Raw genomic sequence first — 18,356 nt, 5'->3', positions numbered from 1 at the left:
AAGATATAACAAAAACCAGGAGGAAAACAATGACAGACGAAACGAATAGAAGAACGGGGCTTGATTGGGTCACATTCATCATTAGTGGAGGATTCCTCATACTATTTCTTGTAATGTCCCTTGTTAATGACACACTAATGGGAGAATGGATTACAAGCGCGTTCGACTTTTCTGTTACATTCTTTGGAGCATTCTGGCAATTATTATTACTAGCTACATTTGTTGTCGGAGTTGCATTAGCCCTTTCGAAATATGGGAAAGTGAAATTAGGAAAGCTTGATACACCTGAATATGGACTATTCCGTTGGGTCTCTATGATTTTATGTACGTTATTAGCAGCAGGAGGCGTTTTCTGGGCAGCTGGGGAGCCGCTGTACCATTACTTAACAACACCTCCTTTATTTGCTGAGGAAGGGATGAGTTCTGCTGAGTCTGTAGTTCCTGGGTTAGCACAAAGCTTTTTCCACTGGGGCTTCACTGCATGGGCGAGTCTTGGTACAGTTACAACAATTGTCTTAATGTATGCCCATTATCATAAAGGGTATCCTCTTAAGCCACGTACGATGCTATATCCGATGTTTGGAGAGAAAATCTTCCGCAAAGGTAGCATAGTAGGAGCAGTAGCTGATATTGTATCGATTATTGCGGTGGCAGCAGGGACAATTGGGCCAATTGGATTTTTAGGACTTCAAGTTGGATATGCCTTACAGTATTTATTCGATGTACCGGACACGATTTTCACTCAATCTATTGTAATTATCTTTCTGGTAGTGGTGGCATCCATTTCAGCTGCTACAGGTGTCGATAAAGGGATTCAGCTTTTAAGTAGAATTAATGTTGGATTAGCTTTAATTCTGATGTTAGGTATGCTTATATTAGGACCAACACTCTTTATTATTGATTCCTTTATTGGAGCCGAGGCTTACCAAATACAAAACTTTGTAAGAATGAGTCTTTACCGGGGTGATGACGGTTGGCTTGGGTACTGGACCATCTTCTTCTGGGGTTGGTTCATCGGTTTTGGACCTGCAATGGCCATGTTCATCAGCCGTATTTCAAGAGGTCGTTCAATTCGAGAATTAATTTTAGCTGTGGCAATCTTAGCGCCAATCGTGAGTAACTTTTGGTTTGCGGCTGTTGGGGGATCTGGACTTTTCTATGAAATGGAGAATCCGGGAGCTATTTCTGATGCGCTCAATAATTCAGGGATGCCAGCTGCTGTTATGGCCATTATGGAGCAAGTTCCGTTTGGCACCGTAATGGCTAGTGGATTCCTTGTTGTAACCATTGTTTTTGTTGCAACTACGGCAGATTCCATGTCCTATTCTGTGGCTGTAACGCTTACAGGGCATGCCCATCCACCTCGTTTGCTACGTGTATTTTGGGCGTTGTTGTTTGGCGCCATTGCTTCAACGTTACTTGGTATTGGTGAGAGTAGTATACAAACGCTACAAAACTTTATTGTTGTGACGGCTGTACCGGTGTCCATTCTAATGTTACCACCTGTATGGTTAGCACCTAAAGTTGCCAGGGAGATGGCGGTTGATCAAGGTATCGTACTTGATGAGAATCAAAAGCAAACACAAGAATTAGAAAAGAAAACATCATAAATAGATTCAAGAGGCCTAAGTCGTTATCGCGATTTAGGTCTCTTTTTATTGTGAGTATTAAACGAATATGTTCCAAGGAATTGAAATTTGAAACGAACCTAATGGGATAATATGTTAAACTAGAGAACAGTAATTTTTCCTTTTAAAATTTGTATTTACTTATAAAGATAAATCTATGAAGATGGTATATTTTGATTACTTTTCAATACTTCAATCAATCAAACTTCGAACAACTGATCAGTTGGGTTCCATCCAAAGAATCCCTTTTACAATGGAGTGGCACACAGTTCACTTTCCCATTGAACGAAAGTCAACTTAAAAATTATATAGCTGGTGCAAATCAAAATGGATCTGATCGATTCATATATAAAATAATAGAAAATGAAACCGGCAGTATGATTGGTCATATCTCCTTAGGAAGAATTGATTATCATAATCGTTCTGCTCGTGTAGGGAAAGTATTTGTCCATGATTCTATGAGGGGGAAGAAGGTCGCTCATGTAGCTATAGAAACGGTGTTAAGACAAGCGTTTGAGGATATGGGATTAAACCGTGTTACGCTTGGTGTGTTTAGTTTCAATGAATCCGCGATTCGTTGTTATGAGAGGGTAGGCTTTAAGAAAGAAGGGCTTCTCCGAGATCATCGTAGGATTGGAGAAGATTACTGGAGTTTATATGAGATGGCTATGTTAGAAGGTGAGTGGAGAGAAATGAATAAGAAAAAATCAGCTCGATAGGAGCTGATTTTTCTCTTATATCGTTTTGACTTCCCATTTTTCATTAACATATAGTCCTACTACTTGAACAGGAAAGCCCCAAGATTGTACAGCTTCAACAGCTTGTTTGATTTCTTCAATCTTTTGTTCACGTCCAACCGGGTTCCCGGCGCAGTCATGGTGGCCTGCTACCGCCACAACTTCAGATCCATGTGCGTCGCAAGAAATGGTGATTTTCTCTTTCATGGAATCCACTTCTGAAGCGGCTCCTGCGAGAATAACCTTTTCAGGACCAGCTGCTGTGATCGTATCAACATATGGTGTATTGTATTGATTCTGCATCCATTCGTTTACGGGTAGCTGGACACGTCCGTCCATACATGTAATAACAGTTGAGAAAGTTTTTTCAGACATAATGGTCCTCCTAGCATAATAAGCTTTACACATCTATTATATAGAAAATCTGCAAAAAGAAAAAGGTTCTCTTTGTTATGTTAAGGTAGAAGAATAGGTCTTCAGATAAGGCTTACTTAACGTTTTAAACGTTCTTCGTCATTGTTCTGTTGTACTGCTAAGTTTGTTGAACATATATAGATACTCTAAAAAAGGAGAGCGCGAAATATGAAAAAGAGGATCGGTTGGATTTTTATTACTGTGTTGCTGTTCTTGGCAATTGGTCTCATCGGTGCTGGGAATTACTTTTACGGAGTAGCAATCAACAGCAGTAGTGGAGCAGTTGATTTACACGGGGGAGAAGCAGATGTTGCGAAAGCGGCTAGTGTGCTAGATGAGGAATTGCGCAAGGAAGAGCTTGTTAGACAGTGGACCGAAAAGCAAGATTTCCAAGATGTCAATTTGAAAACGAATGATGGGTTAACTCTTGAAGCTGTGTACTTGGAAAACGAAAATCCGAATGGAAAGACCGTCATACTTTCTCATGGCTATAAAGGCAATAAAGAACAGATGCCAGGGATTACAAAATTTTATTATGAACAAGGCTATCATATTTTAAAGCCTGATGCCAGAGGCCATGGTGATAGTGAAGGAGATTACATCGGTTACGGTTGGCACGATCGGTTTGATTATTTACAATGGATTGATTTTCTCATTGGAGAAAAAGGGGCTGAATCAATTATTTTGCATGGTTTCTCGATGGGGGCAGCGACAGTGTTGATGACCGCAGGTGAAGAGGTACCGAAAGAAGTCAAAGGTGTTATTGCTGATAGTGGATATACCTCGGTACATGAAGAACTAGCGCATCAAATGAAGCATCTATATAATCTACCATCCTTTCCTGTTCTGCAAGTTACAAGTATGGTAACGAATATACGGGCAGGCTATACGTTTGAGGAAGCTTCAACGATTGATCAGGTGAAAAACTCGGATTTGCCCATTTTCATTATTCACGGAGAGGACGACGAACTAGTTCCGACAGACATGGCAGAGCGTCTCTATAAAGCAGCCCCTGGTATAAAGGAGCTATGGATAGTTCCAGGCGCAACTCATACGGACGGCTACACAGTTGCGGAGGAGGAATATCAAGATCGAATCAAGAAGTTCATAGAAGAGACAGACAAGAGATAACGTAAAGGCGAATTCTATTAAGAGTTCGCCTTTACGTTTATAAGGTATAACTATAGGAAGCGATTAAGGTAATTAGCAAATTGATCATAATGGTTAGTCAATATGGATAGGGAGGATGCATATGACGGCAATATTTATCATTATTTTTATAATTGGTATTTTAATTGTAGGATTAGCTGTATATATGGGGCGAAACATAGAATACAAGCAATTTACGTGGCTTAGCTATCTATCTTTGTGCATTCCAATTTTTCTATTAATGCTTATGTACCTGATCCCCTCATCAGCTTCAGGAATTCTACTTATTGGATTGCCTGTTGGGACATTTATAAGTTTAATCTGCTGCACTGTTGGCTTATTTAAAAAGGATGAAAAGAATATCCTGGTTGCAATAGGTCTGTTTCTTACTCTTATTTTGACAAGCGTAATTGTTATATTTGGTATATTTCTGTTCACACCTTATGCCCCTTAAAGACTATGAAAAGATTAGCAACTATGAAGGAGGAGCTTATGAAGCAATCATTGATGTGGCTTATGGCCATGATTATTTCTATGTTTATCTTAATATGGGCAGGTTTTAATCATCATGAAAGTTTGGTTCAAATTTTACTGGCTATAAACTTTATCCTTTACCTTGGATTGAAGAGATCGCAACAAAAAGAGTCTAGTTGAGATAGAAGGGGGAGGTTAAAATGTTAGATCCAAATAAACTAAAAGGTTCGCTCAATCGAAACAGAAGGTACGTCATCGGAATAGATGGTTTAAGTCGCTCTGGAAAAACCACCTTTGTAGAAAAAGTTAAAGCTATACTGGAGAAGAAACAGATTGATTGTACCATTATTCATCTTGATCATCATATTGTTGAGAAACATGAGAGGTATCAAACAGGAATGGATTCATGGGTGGAGTACTATCATCTCCAGTGGGACGTTGAACGGTTAAGGGATGCGTTATTTCGTGAACTTGCTACAGCTTCCTCTCTTACTCTTCCTTTCTACTATTATGCAAAGGATGAATGCCGGGACGAAGAGATCCGTTTACCTTCAGAAGGCGTAATTGTTGTTGAAGGGGTATTCTTACAAAGGGAAGAATGGAGAGCTTACTTAGACCATGTTTATTTTCTCGATTGTCCCAGGGAAACGAGGTTTAATAGAGAATCAGAACATACGCAAGCCAATATCAATAAATTTCAGGAAAGGTATTGGAAAGCAGAAGATTATTACATGAATAAAGTGCATCCCTTATCAAAGGCCGATCATGTGTTGCTTACATAAACGATAGTAAAAGAATCCCCATACCACCTGAGTATGGGGATTTCTATTAAGAAGACCCTAAAAAAGCAATAATTAGAGTTAGGATTAGAATAATTCCGATTAACAATAGTGAGGCTTTACCATAGTTTCGAACAGTCTCATTTTTATTCCCAAACGCCAATACGAAAATTGTAACAATGTTAACACCTGGGATTGCTAATAATATTAAATAAAGAAGCCATTTCTTAACCGAAACAACTTGATCTCCAAAATTCAAGTGACATCACCTTTCTGTGCATTCTTCTTCCTATACTAGCATCGACTGAATTATAGATTCAATGTGATTGTACTGGTATATGTTGGGTGGAAGGCAATGGATGTTCTACGTACATTTCTTATAGCCTCAAGTAATAGAATCTAAACCTAAACCTTTCCTCTTGAATTTTCTGAATAATCAGCATACAATGGAATTACATACTAACCGGTTAGTATGTTAGCCGGGAGGAGGTCTACCATGCATTTTGATTACTCCACGAAAGTTAACAATTTACTCACTCAAGTACGTTCGTTTATGGATGAGTTCGTTTATCCGAACGAATCGTTGTATGAAGAACAACTTAATGAACAAACGTCTCGTTTTGAGCAATTTCCGCCTGTTATAGAAGAATTAAAACAAAAGGCAAGAAATGAAGGATTATGGAATTTATTTTTACCTGATGCTACATATGGAGCTGGTTTAACAAACCTGGAATACGCTCCTCTTTGCGAAGAAATGGGTCGTTCCCTAATAGGACCAGAAGTATTTAACTGCAATGCACCAGATACGGGGAACATGGAAGTGCTCGCTCGTTATGGTAGTGAGTCACAAAAGGAACGATGGCTTAAGCCTCTACTTAATGGAGAGATCCGTTCTTGCTTTTCTATGACGGAACCTGATGTTGCTTCTTCTGATGCAACCAACATTGAAGCAAAAATTGAACGTGATGGAGATGAATATGTACTGAACGGACGAAAGTGGTGGTCATCAGGGGCAGGTGATCCTCGTTGTAAAGTTGCTATTTTTATGGGGAAGACGGATCCTGAGGCTCCCCGCCATAAACAGCAGTCGATGATTCTCGTTCCATTAGATACCCCAGGAGTTAAAATGAATCGCATGTTACCAGTATTTGGGTATGATCACGCTCCACACGGTCATGCGGAAATTGATTTTGAGAATGTTCGTGTTCCTGTAGATCATATGATTCTTGGAGAAGGAAGAGGGTTTGAAATCGCACAAGGCCGTCTTGGGCCAGGTCGAATCCATCATTGCATGAGGTTAATAGGAGCTGCTGAGCGTGCGCTTGATGATTTGTGTAAGCGCACACAAAATCGTGTGGCCTTTCATCAGCCACTTGCTGAACAAGGGGTTGTACGAGAATGGATCGCAAATTCAAGAATTGAAATCGAACAAGCGAGACTGCTGACTTTAAAAGCAGCGTACATGATGGATACAGTAGGGAACAAAGAGGCTAAGTCCGAGATTGCTATGATTAAGGTTGTAGCACCGCAAATGGCGTTGAATGTTATTGATCGTGCCATTCAGGCTCATGGTGGTGCAGGTGTTAGTGACGATTTCACGTTAGCCGCTCAGTGGGCAAATTCTAGAACCTTACGTTTAGCGGATGGGCCAGATGAAGTTCATCGTCGTCAAATTGCAAAGCTCGAACTCGCTAAACATCAATAAAGGAGGAAAACGATGAGTATTCAACAGTTATTTGATTTAACAGGAAAGACTGCTGTTATTACAGGTGGTGGTCGTGGCCTTGGCGCACAAATGGCAGAAGCTTTTGCAGAAGCTGGGGCGAACCTTGTCCTCTGCTCTAGAAAGAAAGAAGCGTGTGAAGAAGTGGCCACTCAATTAGAAACGCAGCATGGAATAAAGACGATTGCCTTACAATGTGATGTCACGAATCAAGAACAAGTAAATGAAGTTGTTTCACAAGTAAAAGAAACATTTGGAACGATTGATATCTTGGTTAACAACAGCGGGGCTACTTGGGGAGCACCATCCCTTGAAATGCCTTTAGAAGCGTGGCAGAAAGTTATGAACGTTAATGCGACAGGGACCTTCCTGATGGCTCAGGCTGTAGGTAAAGTTATGGTTGAACAAGGGTCTGGGAAAGTGATTAACATTGCATCAGTCGCAGGACTGGGCGGAGCTGATCCGAGCTTTATGGATACAGTTGGCTATAACGCGAGTAAGGGAGCTATTTTAACACTTACGAAAGACCTTGCCGTGAAATGGGGAACACATGGTATCAATGTAAATGCAATTGCACCCGGCTTCTTCCCAACAAAAATGTCAAAGGTTGTCCTAGAGCAAGGTGGACAGCACATTTTAGATCGGACTCCTCTCAACCGATTTGGTAGTGAAGAGGACTTGAAAGGGGCGGCTCTTTTCCTTGCATCAGCTGCTTCCGATTATGTGACAGGCGAGACACTCGTTGTAGATGGCGGCATGCACGCCCATTGCTAACGATACTCACAACTAACTAACGAGAGGAACTTATACATGAGAGAGAAAATCATCAATACAAGCATAGCACTATTCGGAGAACGAGGTTTCCGGGAAGCATCGATTCAGGATATCACAAGAGAACTAGGTGTGACGAAAGGAACCTTTTACTACTATTTTACTAATAAAGAAGACGTGTTGATGCATATTCATCTTCGGTTTATTGAAGGGTTACTAGAACAGCAGGAAGCTATTTTACAAGATGCAAAGCTTACAGAACGTGAGAAGCTTTATGCTAATGTGAAAATGATTATAAGTAATATTAAGTCAGGTGCCCAGAGTGCCCGTGTATTCTTCAGGGAAATGCGTCACTTAAGTGAAAAGCATACTTCACAAGTGCTTCCAAAGCGAGACGAATTTCAGCGAAACCTACAGCATATTATCCAAACCGGGATAAACAATGGAGAGTTTAGGAGTGATTTGCGTGCTGATATGTTGTCATTTGCTGTTTTAGGCGTATCCAACTGGAGCTATTTCTGGTATGAGCCTGACGGCGAGGTAACAGAAGATGAGCTGACAGACCTTTACATGAAGATGATCCTAGAGGGGATTCAATTATAAGGAGGTAATGAGTATGAGGGTGAATAAGTTAGCGGTTATTGGAGCTGGATCAATGGGGCATCAGATTGCGATGCTTGGAGCTTTAGGTGGGTATTCAACAGTACTTCAAGACTTAAATGAAGAGGTTCTTGAAAAGGCAAAAGAAACGCTCCACGGAATTATGGATAAATGGGTAAAGAAAGGGAAGATCTCAGAAGGAGATAAGAATGAAGCATTTAATCGTCTTACATTTACGCCAAGTCTTGAAGAAGCAGCAGGAGAGGCTGATTTCGTTATTGAGGCCGTAGTTGAGAAGCTAGACGTAAAGCGTGAAGTGTTTCAGAAGCTTGATAAAATTGCTCCCTCAAAAGCAATCCTTGCAACGAATAGCTCTACTATTGTCAGCTCCCTAATCGCTGACGTGACAGAACGGCCAGACCGTGTATGCAACATGCACTTCTTCTTCCCGGCTCTTGTCATGGATTGTGTGGAAGTGGTAAAGGGTGACCATACTTCTGAAGAAACAGCGCAAATCGCTATGGAAGTTAGTGAACAGATGAACCGGACAGCCGTCCTTCTTCATAAAGAGATTTCAGGATTTATTGCCAATCGCATTCTATTTGCTATCCAAAAAGAAGCAATGAGTCTCTATGAAAATGGCTATGCTGATTTCAAAGATATCGACACGATTACGAAAAAAGCCCTCAGCCATCCACTGGGACCGTTTGAATTACTAGATTTATCTGGTATTGACGTTGGGTATTACGTCATGCAGCAACAATACAATGAGACAGGAAATCCGCTTGATCAGCCACCTAAAACGATCACCGATAAAGTGGAAGCGGGGGAGCTTGGTCGTAAGACAGGAAAAGGATTCTATGAATATAGTGAAAACGGAAGAGTTCGTTCATAAAGGTGAGGTGACGACGTGCATCAACATAAAGTAATGGTTCGGTTTTGTGAAACAGACCTACTCGGGCATGTGAATAACAGTAACTATTTTGTCTATTTAGAAGATGCTAGAATTCAGTTTTTCTATGATGCGGATATTTTTGATCAAGACCAGAATTATGTATTAGCCTCGGCGAAATGTGATTTTATTAAGCAGGCTTACTTCAGGCAGGTTCTCGTTATTGAGACGAAAGTCGTTCGGATTGGTAATAGTAGTTTCACGGCTCTTCAAGAGATTTATGATGACGTAACAAATACACTAATCGCTAGGGGGGAGTCGGTTATTGTTTCATTCGATGTAGAAACAGAGAAAAGTAAACCTCTCTCAGATCCTATTCGAGAGAAGTTAGATCAGTTTGTAGTGAATGTTTAAAAAGGGGGAAAATCATGCAAGATACACAACCTGTAAGGAGCGGAGAAGAACTTGATAGTAGAGCACTTGAAGATTATCTTAAGCGTCATTTATCTTCCTTTCCATCAGGAGAACTTCACGTTCGTCAATTTGGTGCAGGTCATTCGAATTTAACTTATGAATTGAAGAAAGGGGACTTTGAAGCGGTACTACGTCGCCCTCCTCTTGGACCGGTTGCTCCAAAAGCTCATGATATGAAACGAGAGTACACAATTTTGAAAGCGCTTCACGATAGGTTCCCTCTTGCCCCTAGACCTCTTATGTATAGTGATGAATCCGTATTAGGAGCTCCCTTCTTTTTAATGGAAAGGAAAAGGGGGATCGTTCTTGATACGGAATGGCCAGAAGGAGTAGAAGGTTCTCATCAACTAGGACAATCGATTTCTAAAGAGATGGTCGACAGGCTTGTGGAACTACACAATCTTGAGTATCAAGGAACTGAACTCGAAACAATAGGGAAACCTGAAGGATTTATGGAGCGCCAAGTGCACGGTTGGATTAAGCGTTATGACAAAGCACTGACAGATGATGTGAAATCAGGTGAACGAATTAAGAAGTGGTTCATCGATCACACACCATCTTCTTCTGAAGCTTCAGTCATCCATTATGATTACAAACTAAATAACGCGATGTTTAACAAAAACAACTATAGCAGGATGGTGGGTTTATTTGACTGGGAGATGACGACAGTTGGTGACCCGATGGCTGACTTAGGAGTCGCATTAGGGTATTGGATCCAAAAGGATGACCCAGAGTCGTTAAGACATGGATTGGGGAAGCCACCATTAACTGTGCAGGAAGGCTTCTTCTCTCGGGATGAATTTATCGAAAGGTATGCGAAGAAAAGTGGTAGAGATGTAACGAATATGAAGGTCTATCTTGCATTTGCTTATTTTAAGCTCGCTGGGATTGTACAACAAATCTATTACCGCTACAAAATGGGGCAGACAAATGACCCGCGATTTGCGCATATGAATCATTTCGTAAATCACCTCATAGACTTAGCGGAAGAAACAGCGAGGGTGTAGAGGTGGGGCGCATTCATGTAGTGATGAAAAAAGAAGATATTGACCCTTCTAGGTGGAAGGAAAACTCAATTGCCGTTGTCTTTGATGTTCTCCTTGCTACTTCCACAATTACGGCAAGTTTAGCAAATGGTGCTCGCGAAGTGATACCGGTTTTAAATGAAGAGGAAGCTATAACAGTAACCGAGAGGCTTCGTCATGAAAACCCACTCGTTGCAGGGGAGTATGGAGGCATCACGATTCAGGGATTTCTCCCCCCTAATCCCCTGGCGTTAAATCGAGTTGTTTATAATCGTCTACTCATATTATCGACCACGAATGGTACAGTTGCTACTCGCCGTTCAGAAGGAGCTTCAATGATTTATCTATGTTCCCTTTTAAATCTACAAGCCATTGCTGACCGGCTCTACCGAGAACACCGAACAGAAGATATTGTCCTTGTTTGCTCCGGATTAGCTAACTCGTTCTGTCTGGAAGACTACTACGGTGCAGGGGGACTCCTGCATTCATTAATACAAAAAGGTGAATGGGTTTTATCCGATGCTGCTCGAGGTGCATTAATGGTATACAACAACGAAAAACGTACCGCTAGAGAAGTCTTGGCTGAAACGAGAGTGGGGGAAATGATGATTGCTTATGGATTGGAAGAAGATGTAGCGTTTGTGGCAAATGAAAATCAGTATAATATTGTTCCTGCGTTTTCAAAGAGAACCGGCTCAATTAAGGAGGTTGAGAAATATGAATCCAGTCGATAAGTTGATCAGGGGTGGGCAGTTTTTAACAGATCGTGTAACCCCTTCAGAAATGTTCACACCAGAAGATTTATCAGATGAGCATAAGATGATTCAGTCAACAGCTCAGAAGTTCTTAAGGGGAGAAGTCTATCCTCAAAGGGAAACCATCGAGAATGGTGACTTTGACTTAGTCGCCTCACTTATGAAGCAAGCGGGGGAACTGGGGCTACTTGGACACAGCATTCCTGAAGCTTACGGAGGATTAGGGTTAGACAAGGTTAGCAAAGGGATCGTTGGTGAAGCTCTAGGCAGTGCGAGCGGATATTCCGTCGCGCACAGTAATCATACTTGTATAGCAAGTTTACCGATTACGTACTTCGGAACAAAGGAACAGAAAGAGACGTATCTCCCAAAACTTGCTTCAGGTGAATATATTGGAGCCTATTGCCTCACTGAACCAGAGGCAGGTTCAGATGCCTTAGCGGCTAAAACGACAGCCGTTTTGAACGAAGAAGGTACGCATTATATTTTAAATGGAACAAAAATTTATATAACAAATGCTGCTTTCGCTGATACCTTCATTGTTTATGCCAAAGTCGATGGTGAGCATTTTTCTGCTTTCATAGTTGAAAAAGATTTTCCCGGGGTTACGATTGGACCGGAAGAACAGAAGATGGGGATCAAAGGTTCTTCAACGTGTTCAGTCATCTTTGAAGATTGTCAGGTACCTGTAAAAAACTTGTTGGGAGAAGTTGGTCGCGGCCATGTTATTGCTTTAAATGTACTGAACTTAGGTCGCTTTAATCTTGGCTTCGCAACTACTGGCGCCTCACGTTCTGTCTTTGATGCAACCTTGGCACAGGTAACGGAACGAAAACAATTTAAACGTCGCATTGCAGACTTTCCTGCAACACAAGAAAAAATTGCAACGATGGCGAGTGAATTATTTGCAGCAGAGTCGGTGATGTATCGAACAGCGGGACTAGTAGAATCAGCTCTAGGAGGCTATGAGGATTCTGGCGATTATAAAGCAGTTGCTAAAGCAATGAATGAACATGCTTTAGAATCTGCTATTTGTAAAATTGTGGGTTCTGAAACTCTTGATTATATGGCAGATGAAGGAGTACAGCTTCACGGGGGAGCTGGATTTATTAAAGAATACCCAGTTGAACAAGCTTACAGGGATGCGCGAATAAATAGAATTTTTGAAGGAACGAATGAAATCAACCGTTTACTTATACCCGGGGCCTTCTTTAAACGAGTAGCGAAAGGAGAAGTAGATGCACGTTCATTAATTGAACAGGCCCAAGAGAAGCTTGAAAGTGGAGTTCAGAAACAAGACGACATTCTCGCTTCTTTGCATCAAGCAGTAGATACCTTCAGGAACATTTTCTTAGTTTGTGCAGGTGCTGCTTATGAAGCCTACGGAGACACAATGAAAAATGAACAGGAAACGCTTATGAAGCTTGCTAATATCGCGATTGCCCTTTATCAGGCAGAATCATGCGTGGTTCGGGCAGAAAAAGCGAAAGAACAAGGGGATCGTCACTATAGTTTAAAAGAAAAACTTGCAGGAACCTTTGTAGAACAATGCTTGGCAATAGTTGAAACGAACGCCAAGTATCTCGGTGCATCCTTGCTAAAAGGCGAAATTCGCTCGCAATTCTTAATGGGTGTATCCGTTAACTTGAATGCTTTTCTTACAGAGAATCGTATTGAACGAAACCGTGTTATCGCATCTTACATGATCGAAGCGAATGCTTTCGTTCGCTAATATAAAGGAGGATATGATTTGATACAAGGCAATGATCATTTACAAATTACTCAAGAGGGGCCTGTTTTATCTTGTGTGTTAAACAGGCCAGATCGCCTTAACGCATTCAGTGAAGAAATGATTACTGGATTAACACGGGCGGTGAAACAAGCAGATCGCTCTGATTCTATTAAAGCGATTACCATCTCTGGTGCAGGACGTTCTTTCTCCGCAGGTGGAGATGTAAAAGAGATGGGGCAAGCAACGGCTACAGATGTGTATGATCATTTAGGGTATTTAAATGAACTCATACTGACGATGAAAGAATGCTCGAAGCCGATTATAGCAATCGTTCATGGTTTCGCAGCAGGAGCTGGCTGGAACTTGGTACTTGCTTGTGATCAAATTCTCGCCGCTAAAGAAAGTCAGTTTGTCTTAAGTTTTGCCCAGGTGGGATTGGTTTCAGATGGTGGAGGGAGCTATTTCTTAACGAAAAAGCTTGGTCCTTATAAGGCGAAAGAGCTTCTCTTTAACGCCAAGCCTATATCAGCCCTTCAGGCCATGGAGCTTGGGTTAGTTAATAAAGTATATGAGCAGAGCGAACTTGAAGCTTCCGCAAAAGAATACGTTGCTAAGATCGCATTGGGACCGGGTCGAGCCATCAGTATGATGAAAAAGCTCGTTAACCAGTCTGAAACAGCTGACCTTGCTTCGATTCTTGAGCAAGAGCGAATTACTCAGACCGTCATGGTTTCAACTGAGGATCATCAGGAAGGTGTAAGCGCGTTTGTTGAGAAACGAAAGCCTGCATTTACAGGCCAATAAGGAGGAGTTTTCATGAAAGCTGTTCAGTTTGAGACCTATGGAGGACCAGAGGTATTAGAAATAAAAGATTTAAATAACCCTAATCCGTCTGAAGGGGAGGTGCTTCTTAAAGTTGAGGCCATTGGTGTGAATTATGCGGATACAGCTCGCCGGCAGGGAGCATATGTTGTGCCTACTCCACTGCCTTTTATTCCTGGAGCGGAAGTTGCCGGGGTCGTTGAGGAGATAGGGGAAGGTGTAACGAACGTACAAAAGGGAGACCGAGTCGTGACTCTTATTGAGAAGGGCGGCTATGCTGAATACGCTGTGGCTAATGCTCAGACCTTAATTCAAATACCAGAAGGCGTGACACCTGAAACAGCTGTTGCTCTCCCTCTTCAAGGCTTGACCGCTTATCATATTTTAAAAACGATGGGACGTCTTGAAGCAGGAGAAACGGTTCTTGTTCACGCAGCCGCTGGTGGTGTTGGGTCTCTTGCCGTACAATTAGCTAAAACATTCGGAGCAGGAAAAGTTATTGCTACCGCTAGTACAGAAGAGAAGTTAGAGCTTGCTAAGTCACTTGGGGCAGATGCGATTGTGAATTACACGGAAGATAACTGGCGAGAGAAGGTGATTGAAGCAAACGACGGAAAGGGAGTTGATGTTGCATTAGAGATGGCAGGTGGCGAGATCTTCCATGAAACGGTTAAGTGCATGCGCTCATTTGGACGAGTGGTTGTGTACGGTGTCGCGAGTGGGAACCCAGCTCAAATGTATCCTTCAGGTTTAATGAATCGGAACTTATCAGTTGTCGGTTTCTTTTTACCACAAATTATGAAAAAACCTAAATTATTCAGCTCAAGCCTTCAGGAGCTTTTATCACTCGTTCAAAGGGATGAATTGAAGCTTACAATCGGGGGAGTCTATCCTCTTGCTGAAGCAGCAAACGTACATGAATTACTACAGAGCCGTAAGACGAAAGGGAAGCTAGTTCTTGTACCATAACGTAGGTTAACTACTATACCAAAGAGTGGAAAGGGGAATGGCGGTTTATGTTAACGAATCATCTTCAGTACTACCCGAATCGTGTAACGAAAAGTCTGTCTGTACCACAAACGACGCTCTATCATAATTTGGAGGTGGCAGCAGCACGTTTTCCTGACCATCCATCTATGCTTTATTACGGAAGTGAGATTTCCTATCGAACGTTTAAAGAAGAAGCAGACGCACTTGCTGGTTATTTGCAGAACAAGCTAGGTGTTGAAAAAGGAGAACCTGTTCTGATCTTTATGCAGAACTCTCCTCAATATGCAGTGAGCTTCTATGGTATTAATCGTGCGGATGCCCTTGTCGTCCCGATTAATCCCATGCTCACATCAGAGGAGCTGGCCTTTTTCATTCAAGATAGTCAAATTAAAAACGCGATCGTTGGACAAGAGCTGTATGATCGTGTACAACCTCTCTTGAAATCGACATCTCTTGAGTCCATTTTGGTAGCTTCCTACAGTGATTATCTTCCTGCAGAGCACATGGAAGGGCTCCCACCTGAAGTGCTTGCACCGCGTCAATCTTTCCATCACGCCGGAACGTATTATTGGAAAGATGCCCTCGCAGCTGGTCTTTCACCTAAGCCAGCTGAAGCAGGTCCTGATGACTTATGTGTTATGCCATATACTTCTGGTACTACAGGAAAACCAAAAGGGTGTATGCATACAAATTCAACTGTTCAGGCAAATGCTGTTTCTGCTTACAACTGGGTAAGCATTACAATGGATAGTGTGCACCTTACTACCTTACCTCTGTTCCATGTAACGGGGATGCTTCATAGTCTTCACGCGCCAGTATATGGCGGGTGCACGATGGTCATCTTAACTCGCTGGGACAGAGAAATGGCAGCTAAAATGATTGAAGAAAATCAAGTGACACACTGGGTTATGATCAGTACGATGCTGATTGATTTCCTCTCAAATCCTACTCTTTCTTCATATGAAATCTCAAGTCTGCAAGTGCTAGCAGGTGGGGGTGCTGCATTGCCTGAGGCTGTTGGTAACAATCTATATGAGATGACGGGTCTTAAGTTTATTGAAGGATATGGTTTATCTGAAACGATATCTCATACGCACTTCAATCCACCTGATCGTCCAAAGCTCCAATGTCTCGGTGTTCCTTCATTCGATGTCGATGCACGTATTATTGATCCTGCTACTCAACTAGAGCTTGGAGTAAATGAGGTAGGAGAAATTGTCGTAAATGGCCCTCAAGTTTTCGTAAGGTATTACAATGAATCTGACAATGAAGGATCATTCCTTGAGATCGATGGGAAAACATTCTTTAGAACAGGGGATATAGGGAGAGTGGACGAGGAAGGATACTTTTTTATTGTCGATCGGGTCAAGAGAATGATCAACGCTTCAGGATATAAAGTGTGGCCTACAGAAGTGGAATCACTCCTTTATAACCACCCTGCCATACAGCAAGCATGTGTTGTAGGAGTTCCTGATCCACGGCGAGGTGAAACAGTGAAAGCCTTTGTGATTTTAAATGAAGATGCGAAAGGCTCAGTAGCTGAGGAGGAGATCATTGAGTGGGCAAAAGAAAACATGGCCGCCTATAAGTATCCTAGACTCGTAGAGTTTCGTGATTCCCTACCAACTACAAGTTCCGGAAAGATTCTGTGGAGGAAGCTACAGGAGGAAGAGAAGAGTCGCGTATAATTTAGAAGAGAGATATTCATAACCGATATGCTTTGCAGGGCAAAATCTTTTAGATTTTGCTCTGTTTTTAATAGCTAACAGAAAAGGGATAATAGGATAAGCTGCGCATACATACTTATAAACAGTTGGGTTTCACCAACATTTAAACTAAGAAAGAGAATTTTCAGACAAAATTGTGAGGTGAAAGTATGCCGAGAGTAAAATATACAGATTCTGACGTTGCCTTAATGGCAAGAATGATGAGAGCAGAAGCGGTTAGTGAAGGAAAACAAGGCATGTTGTACGTTGGGAATGTCATTGTAAATCGGACTGCATCAGATTGTTTAGATTTTAAAGATCTCAGAACGATATCTGATGTTATTTATCAAGTACAAGGTGGCAATTACTCATTCGAAGCTGTACAAAAGGGGAATCTCTTTTATAACAGAGCTAGATCGGCGGAAAAACGTTTAGCAGAAAAGAATTTGAAATTTTGGAGGCAGTTTCCGGCAAAGTACTCCCTTTGGTACTTTAATCCATCAGGATCATGTCCTCCAACATGGTTCGGTCAGCCTTTTGCTGGGCAATTTAAAAACCATTGTTATTATGAACCGCAGGCGAATACGTGCGCTAGCGTTTATCGTTAAGGATTAGTTAAAGAAATGGGAGGTGCTAAGATGCGCCTCCTTTTCAAGTTATAGAGAAAAAATACTGGGAACTAAATAGATTTAACTCTTATATCTATAGGTGATAAGGGATGATTATACATACTAATTAGATATAGGTATTATCTTAAGTGCCAATAATATTTTACAATTATTGTATTAGATGTTTGTGTTTAATGGATTAAATAGAGACAGGGATAAGGCTATACGCTTGTGGCGGCACCATAATGTCAAGGATTTTTAAGCTGATTTTTTATGGGAATCATTTATATATAAAGGAGTGAACGGATTAACTACAGTTAAAAAGGGAAGGATGAAACGATGGAAATCACTAAGGTTATATTAAAAACTAATGATATTCAATCTATGAAACAGTTTTACAAGGATGTATTAGAAATGGAGATCATATTAGAAGGTGACCAATTTTTTGAAGTTCTTGTCGGAGAAAGTGTTTTAGCGTTTACTTCAAAGGATGTAGAAGGGGAACCGTATTATCACTTTGCCTTTAACATTCCTTCTAATCAATTTAAAGAAGCAAAACACTGGGTTCAGTCTAGAGTTCAACTGAACACAGAAGAAGGAGAAGATGAGGCAGATTTTTCAGATCTTCCTGCTCAATCTTTATATTTCTATGACCCTGCCGGAAATATTGTTGAATTCATTGCCAGACATTCCATATCAGAGGGTAGTGGTGTGCCATTCTCATCAAACAGCCTCTTGAAGATAAGCGAAATTAGCATAACCGTTACAGATGCGCAAAGTGCGGGGGTAAGAATGGGTCAAATTGGTATTCATGAACGAGACCAAGAGCCCATTAGTGGTTCAGTCCTCAATTTTATGGGGAGTAGGAAACGTGGAAATTCACTATTGTTAATCGAACCAGGCAGAAGGTGGATTTTCTCAGATAAAAAGGCAGAAGTTCACCCTTTAGATGTTATTCTTGGAACAGGTGACCGGGTTGTGGTTAATGACCAACATACATTAGAAGTTAATCCTTAATAAAAGACGTACCCTAATGGGTACGTCTTTTGTTAAGGAATTTTGATTGAATTCAGTTAT

At 41.3% G+C, this 18,356-nt stretch carries 21 protein-coding genes; 19 read left to right on the top strand and 2 right to left on the bottom strand.

All coding sequences use genetic code 11. The features are described 5' to 3' along the window. Nucleotides 1-29: 29 nt before the first annotated feature. Nucleotides 30-1,610, top strand: coding sequence for a BCCT family transporter (locus tag N780_RS13810; RefSeq protein WP_036785229.1), 1,581 nt, complete (start codon nt 30-32; stop codon nt 1,608-1,610). Between the two features lie 191 nt (nt 1,611-1,801). Then, the gene (locus N780_RS13805; RefSeq protein ID WP_036785227.1) at nt 1,802-2,347 is read left to right on the top strand and encodes a GNAT family N-acetyltransferase; all 546 of its coding nucleotides are present in this window, start codon (nt 1,802-1,804) and stop codon (nt 2,345-2,347) included. Nucleotides 2,348-2,362: 15 nt separating this feature from the next. On the opposite strand, the gene N780_RS13800 is transcribed toward N780_RS13805, so the two are convergent. Beyond that, entirely contained in the window at nt 2,363-2,740 is a 378-nt protein-coding gene (locus N780_RS13800) for a carbonic anhydrase (RefSeq protein ID WP_036785224.1), read from the bottom strand. A gap of 207 nt (nt 2,741-2,947) precedes the next feature. On the opposite strand from N780_RS13800, the gene N780_RS13795 reads away from it, so the two are divergent. From N780_RS13795 to N780_RS13785, 4 genes are all read left to right on the top strand, one after another. After that, a complete protein-coding gene (locus N780_RS13795) occupies nt 2,948-3,910 on the top strand; it encodes an alpha/beta hydrolase (RefSeq protein WP_036785222.1) in 963 nt (320 codons plus the stop codon). 121 nt (nt 3,911-4,031) lie between these two features. After that, entirely contained in the window at nt 4,032-4,382 is a 351-nt protein-coding gene (locus N780_RS13790) for a hypothetical protein (RefSeq protein ID WP_036785219.1), read from the top strand. Between the two features lie 38 nt (nt 4,383-4,420). Next, complete coding sequence (locus tag N780_RS19930) at nt 4,421-4,582, top strand: hypothetical protein (RefSeq protein WP_156969188.1); 162 nt, start codon at nt 4,421-4,423, stop codon at nt 4,580-4,582. A gap of 20 nt (nt 4,583-4,602) precedes the next feature. After that, nucleotides 4,603-5,184 (top strand): kinase, encoded by a 582-nt coding sequence (locus N780_RS13785; RefSeq protein WP_036785217.1) that lies wholly within the window; start codon nt 4,603-4,605, stop codon nt 5,182-5,184. Between the two features lie 46 nt (nt 5,185-5,230). Here the strand turns inward: N780_RS13785 and N780_RS13780 are convergent, their stop codons facing one another. Continuing rightward, nucleotides 5,231-5,440, bottom strand: coding sequence for a hypothetical protein (locus N780_RS13780; protein WP_036785214.1), 210 nt, complete (start codon nt 5,438-5,440; stop codon nt 5,231-5,233). 237 nt (nt 5,441-5,677) lie between these two features. Between N780_RS13780 and N780_RS13775 the strand changes: the two genes are divergently transcribed. The 13 genes from N780_RS13775 (at nt 5,678) to N780_RS13715 (ending at nt 18,296) form a co-directional block, all read left to right on the top strand. Next, nucleotides 5,678-6,886 (top strand): acyl-CoA dehydrogenase, encoded by a 1,209-nt coding sequence (locus N780_RS13775; RefSeq protein WP_036785210.1) that lies wholly within the window; start codon nt 5,678-5,680, stop codon nt 6,884-6,886. Between the two features lie 12 nt (nt 6,887-6,898). Beyond that, nucleotides 6,899-7,678: an SDR family oxidoreductase gene (locus N780_RS13770; protein WP_036785207.1), complete on the top strand. Its 780-nt coding sequence runs from the start codon at nt 6,899-6,901 to the stop codon at nt 7,676-7,678. A 36-nt stretch (nt 7,679-7,714) separates the two neighbouring features. Beyond that, the gene (locus tag N780_RS13765; protein WP_036785205.1) at nt 7,715-8,278 is read left to right on the top strand and encodes a TetR/AcrR family transcriptional regulator; all 564 of its coding nucleotides are present in this window, start codon (nt 7,715-7,717) and stop codon (nt 8,276-8,278) included. Nucleotides 8,279-8,291: 13 nt separating this feature from the next. Beyond that, a complete protein-coding gene (locus N780_RS13760) occupies nt 8,292-9,170 on the top strand; it encodes a 3-hydroxyacyl-CoA dehydrogenase family protein (RefSeq protein WP_036785203.1) in 879 nt (292 codons plus the stop codon). 15 nt (nt 9,171-9,185) lie between these two features. Next, entirely contained in the window at nt 9,186-9,581 is a 396-nt protein-coding gene (locus N780_RS13755; protein ID WP_052115082.1) for an acyl-CoA thioesterase, read from the top strand. Between the two features lie 14 nt (nt 9,582-9,595). Beyond that, a complete protein-coding gene (locus N780_RS13750) occupies nt 9,596-10,648 on the top strand; it encodes a phosphotransferase family protein (protein WP_036785200.1) in 1,053 nt (350 codons plus the stop codon). Nucleotides 10,649-10,650: 2 nt separating this feature from the next. Continuing rightward, nucleotides 10,651-11,400: a 2-phosphosulfolactate phosphatase gene (locus N780_RS13745; protein ID WP_052115081.1), complete on the top strand. Its 750-nt coding sequence runs from the start codon at nt 10,651-10,653 to the stop codon at nt 11,398-11,400. Then, a complete protein-coding gene (locus N780_RS13740; RefSeq protein WP_036785198.1) occupies nt 11,384-13,153 on the top strand; it encodes an acyl-CoA dehydrogenase FadE in 1,770 nt (589 codons plus the stop codon). The genes N780_RS13745 and N780_RS13740 overlap by 17 nt, the downstream gene beginning before the upstream one ends. 18 nt (nt 13,154-13,171) lie before the next feature. Next, entirely contained in the window at nt 13,172-13,957 is a 786-nt protein-coding gene (locus tag N780_RS13735; RefSeq protein ID WP_156969187.1) for an enoyl-CoA hydratase/isomerase family protein, read from the top strand. A gap of 12 nt (nt 13,958-13,969) precedes the next feature. After that, nucleotides 13,970-14,944, top strand: a complete 975-nt coding sequence (locus tag N780_RS13730; RefSeq protein ID WP_036785196.1) for a quinone oxidoreductase family protein — start codon at nt 13,970-13,972, stop codon at nt 14,942-14,944. A 47-nt stretch (nt 14,945-14,991) separates the two neighbouring features. After that, a complete protein-coding gene (locus tag N780_RS13725; RefSeq protein ID WP_036785193.1) occupies nt 14,992-16,653 on the top strand; it encodes a long-chain fatty acid--CoA ligase in 1,662 nt (553 codons plus the stop codon). A 188-nt stretch (nt 16,654-16,841) separates the two neighbouring features. Next, entirely contained in the window at nt 16,842-17,279 is a 438-nt protein-coding gene (locus N780_RS13720) for a cell wall hydrolase (RefSeq protein ID WP_036785191.1), read from the top strand. Between the two features lie 339 nt (nt 17,280-17,618). Then, nucleotides 17,619-18,296 (top strand): toxoflavin lyase-like VOC family protein, encoded by a 678-nt coding sequence (locus N780_RS13715; RefSeq protein WP_036785189.1) that lies wholly within the window; start codon nt 17,619-17,621, stop codon nt 18,294-18,296. Nucleotides 18,297-18,356: the final 60 nt, after the last annotated feature.

Source organism: Pontibacillus chungwhensis BH030062 (assembly GCF_000770675.1).
Taxonomy (GTDB): Bacteria; Bacillota; Bacilli; order Bacillales; family BH030062; genus Pontibacillus; species Pontibacillus chungwhensis.
The sequence above is the reverse complement of the archived record's forward strand: the minus strand, read 5'-3'. Positions and strand labels throughout refer to the sequence as shown.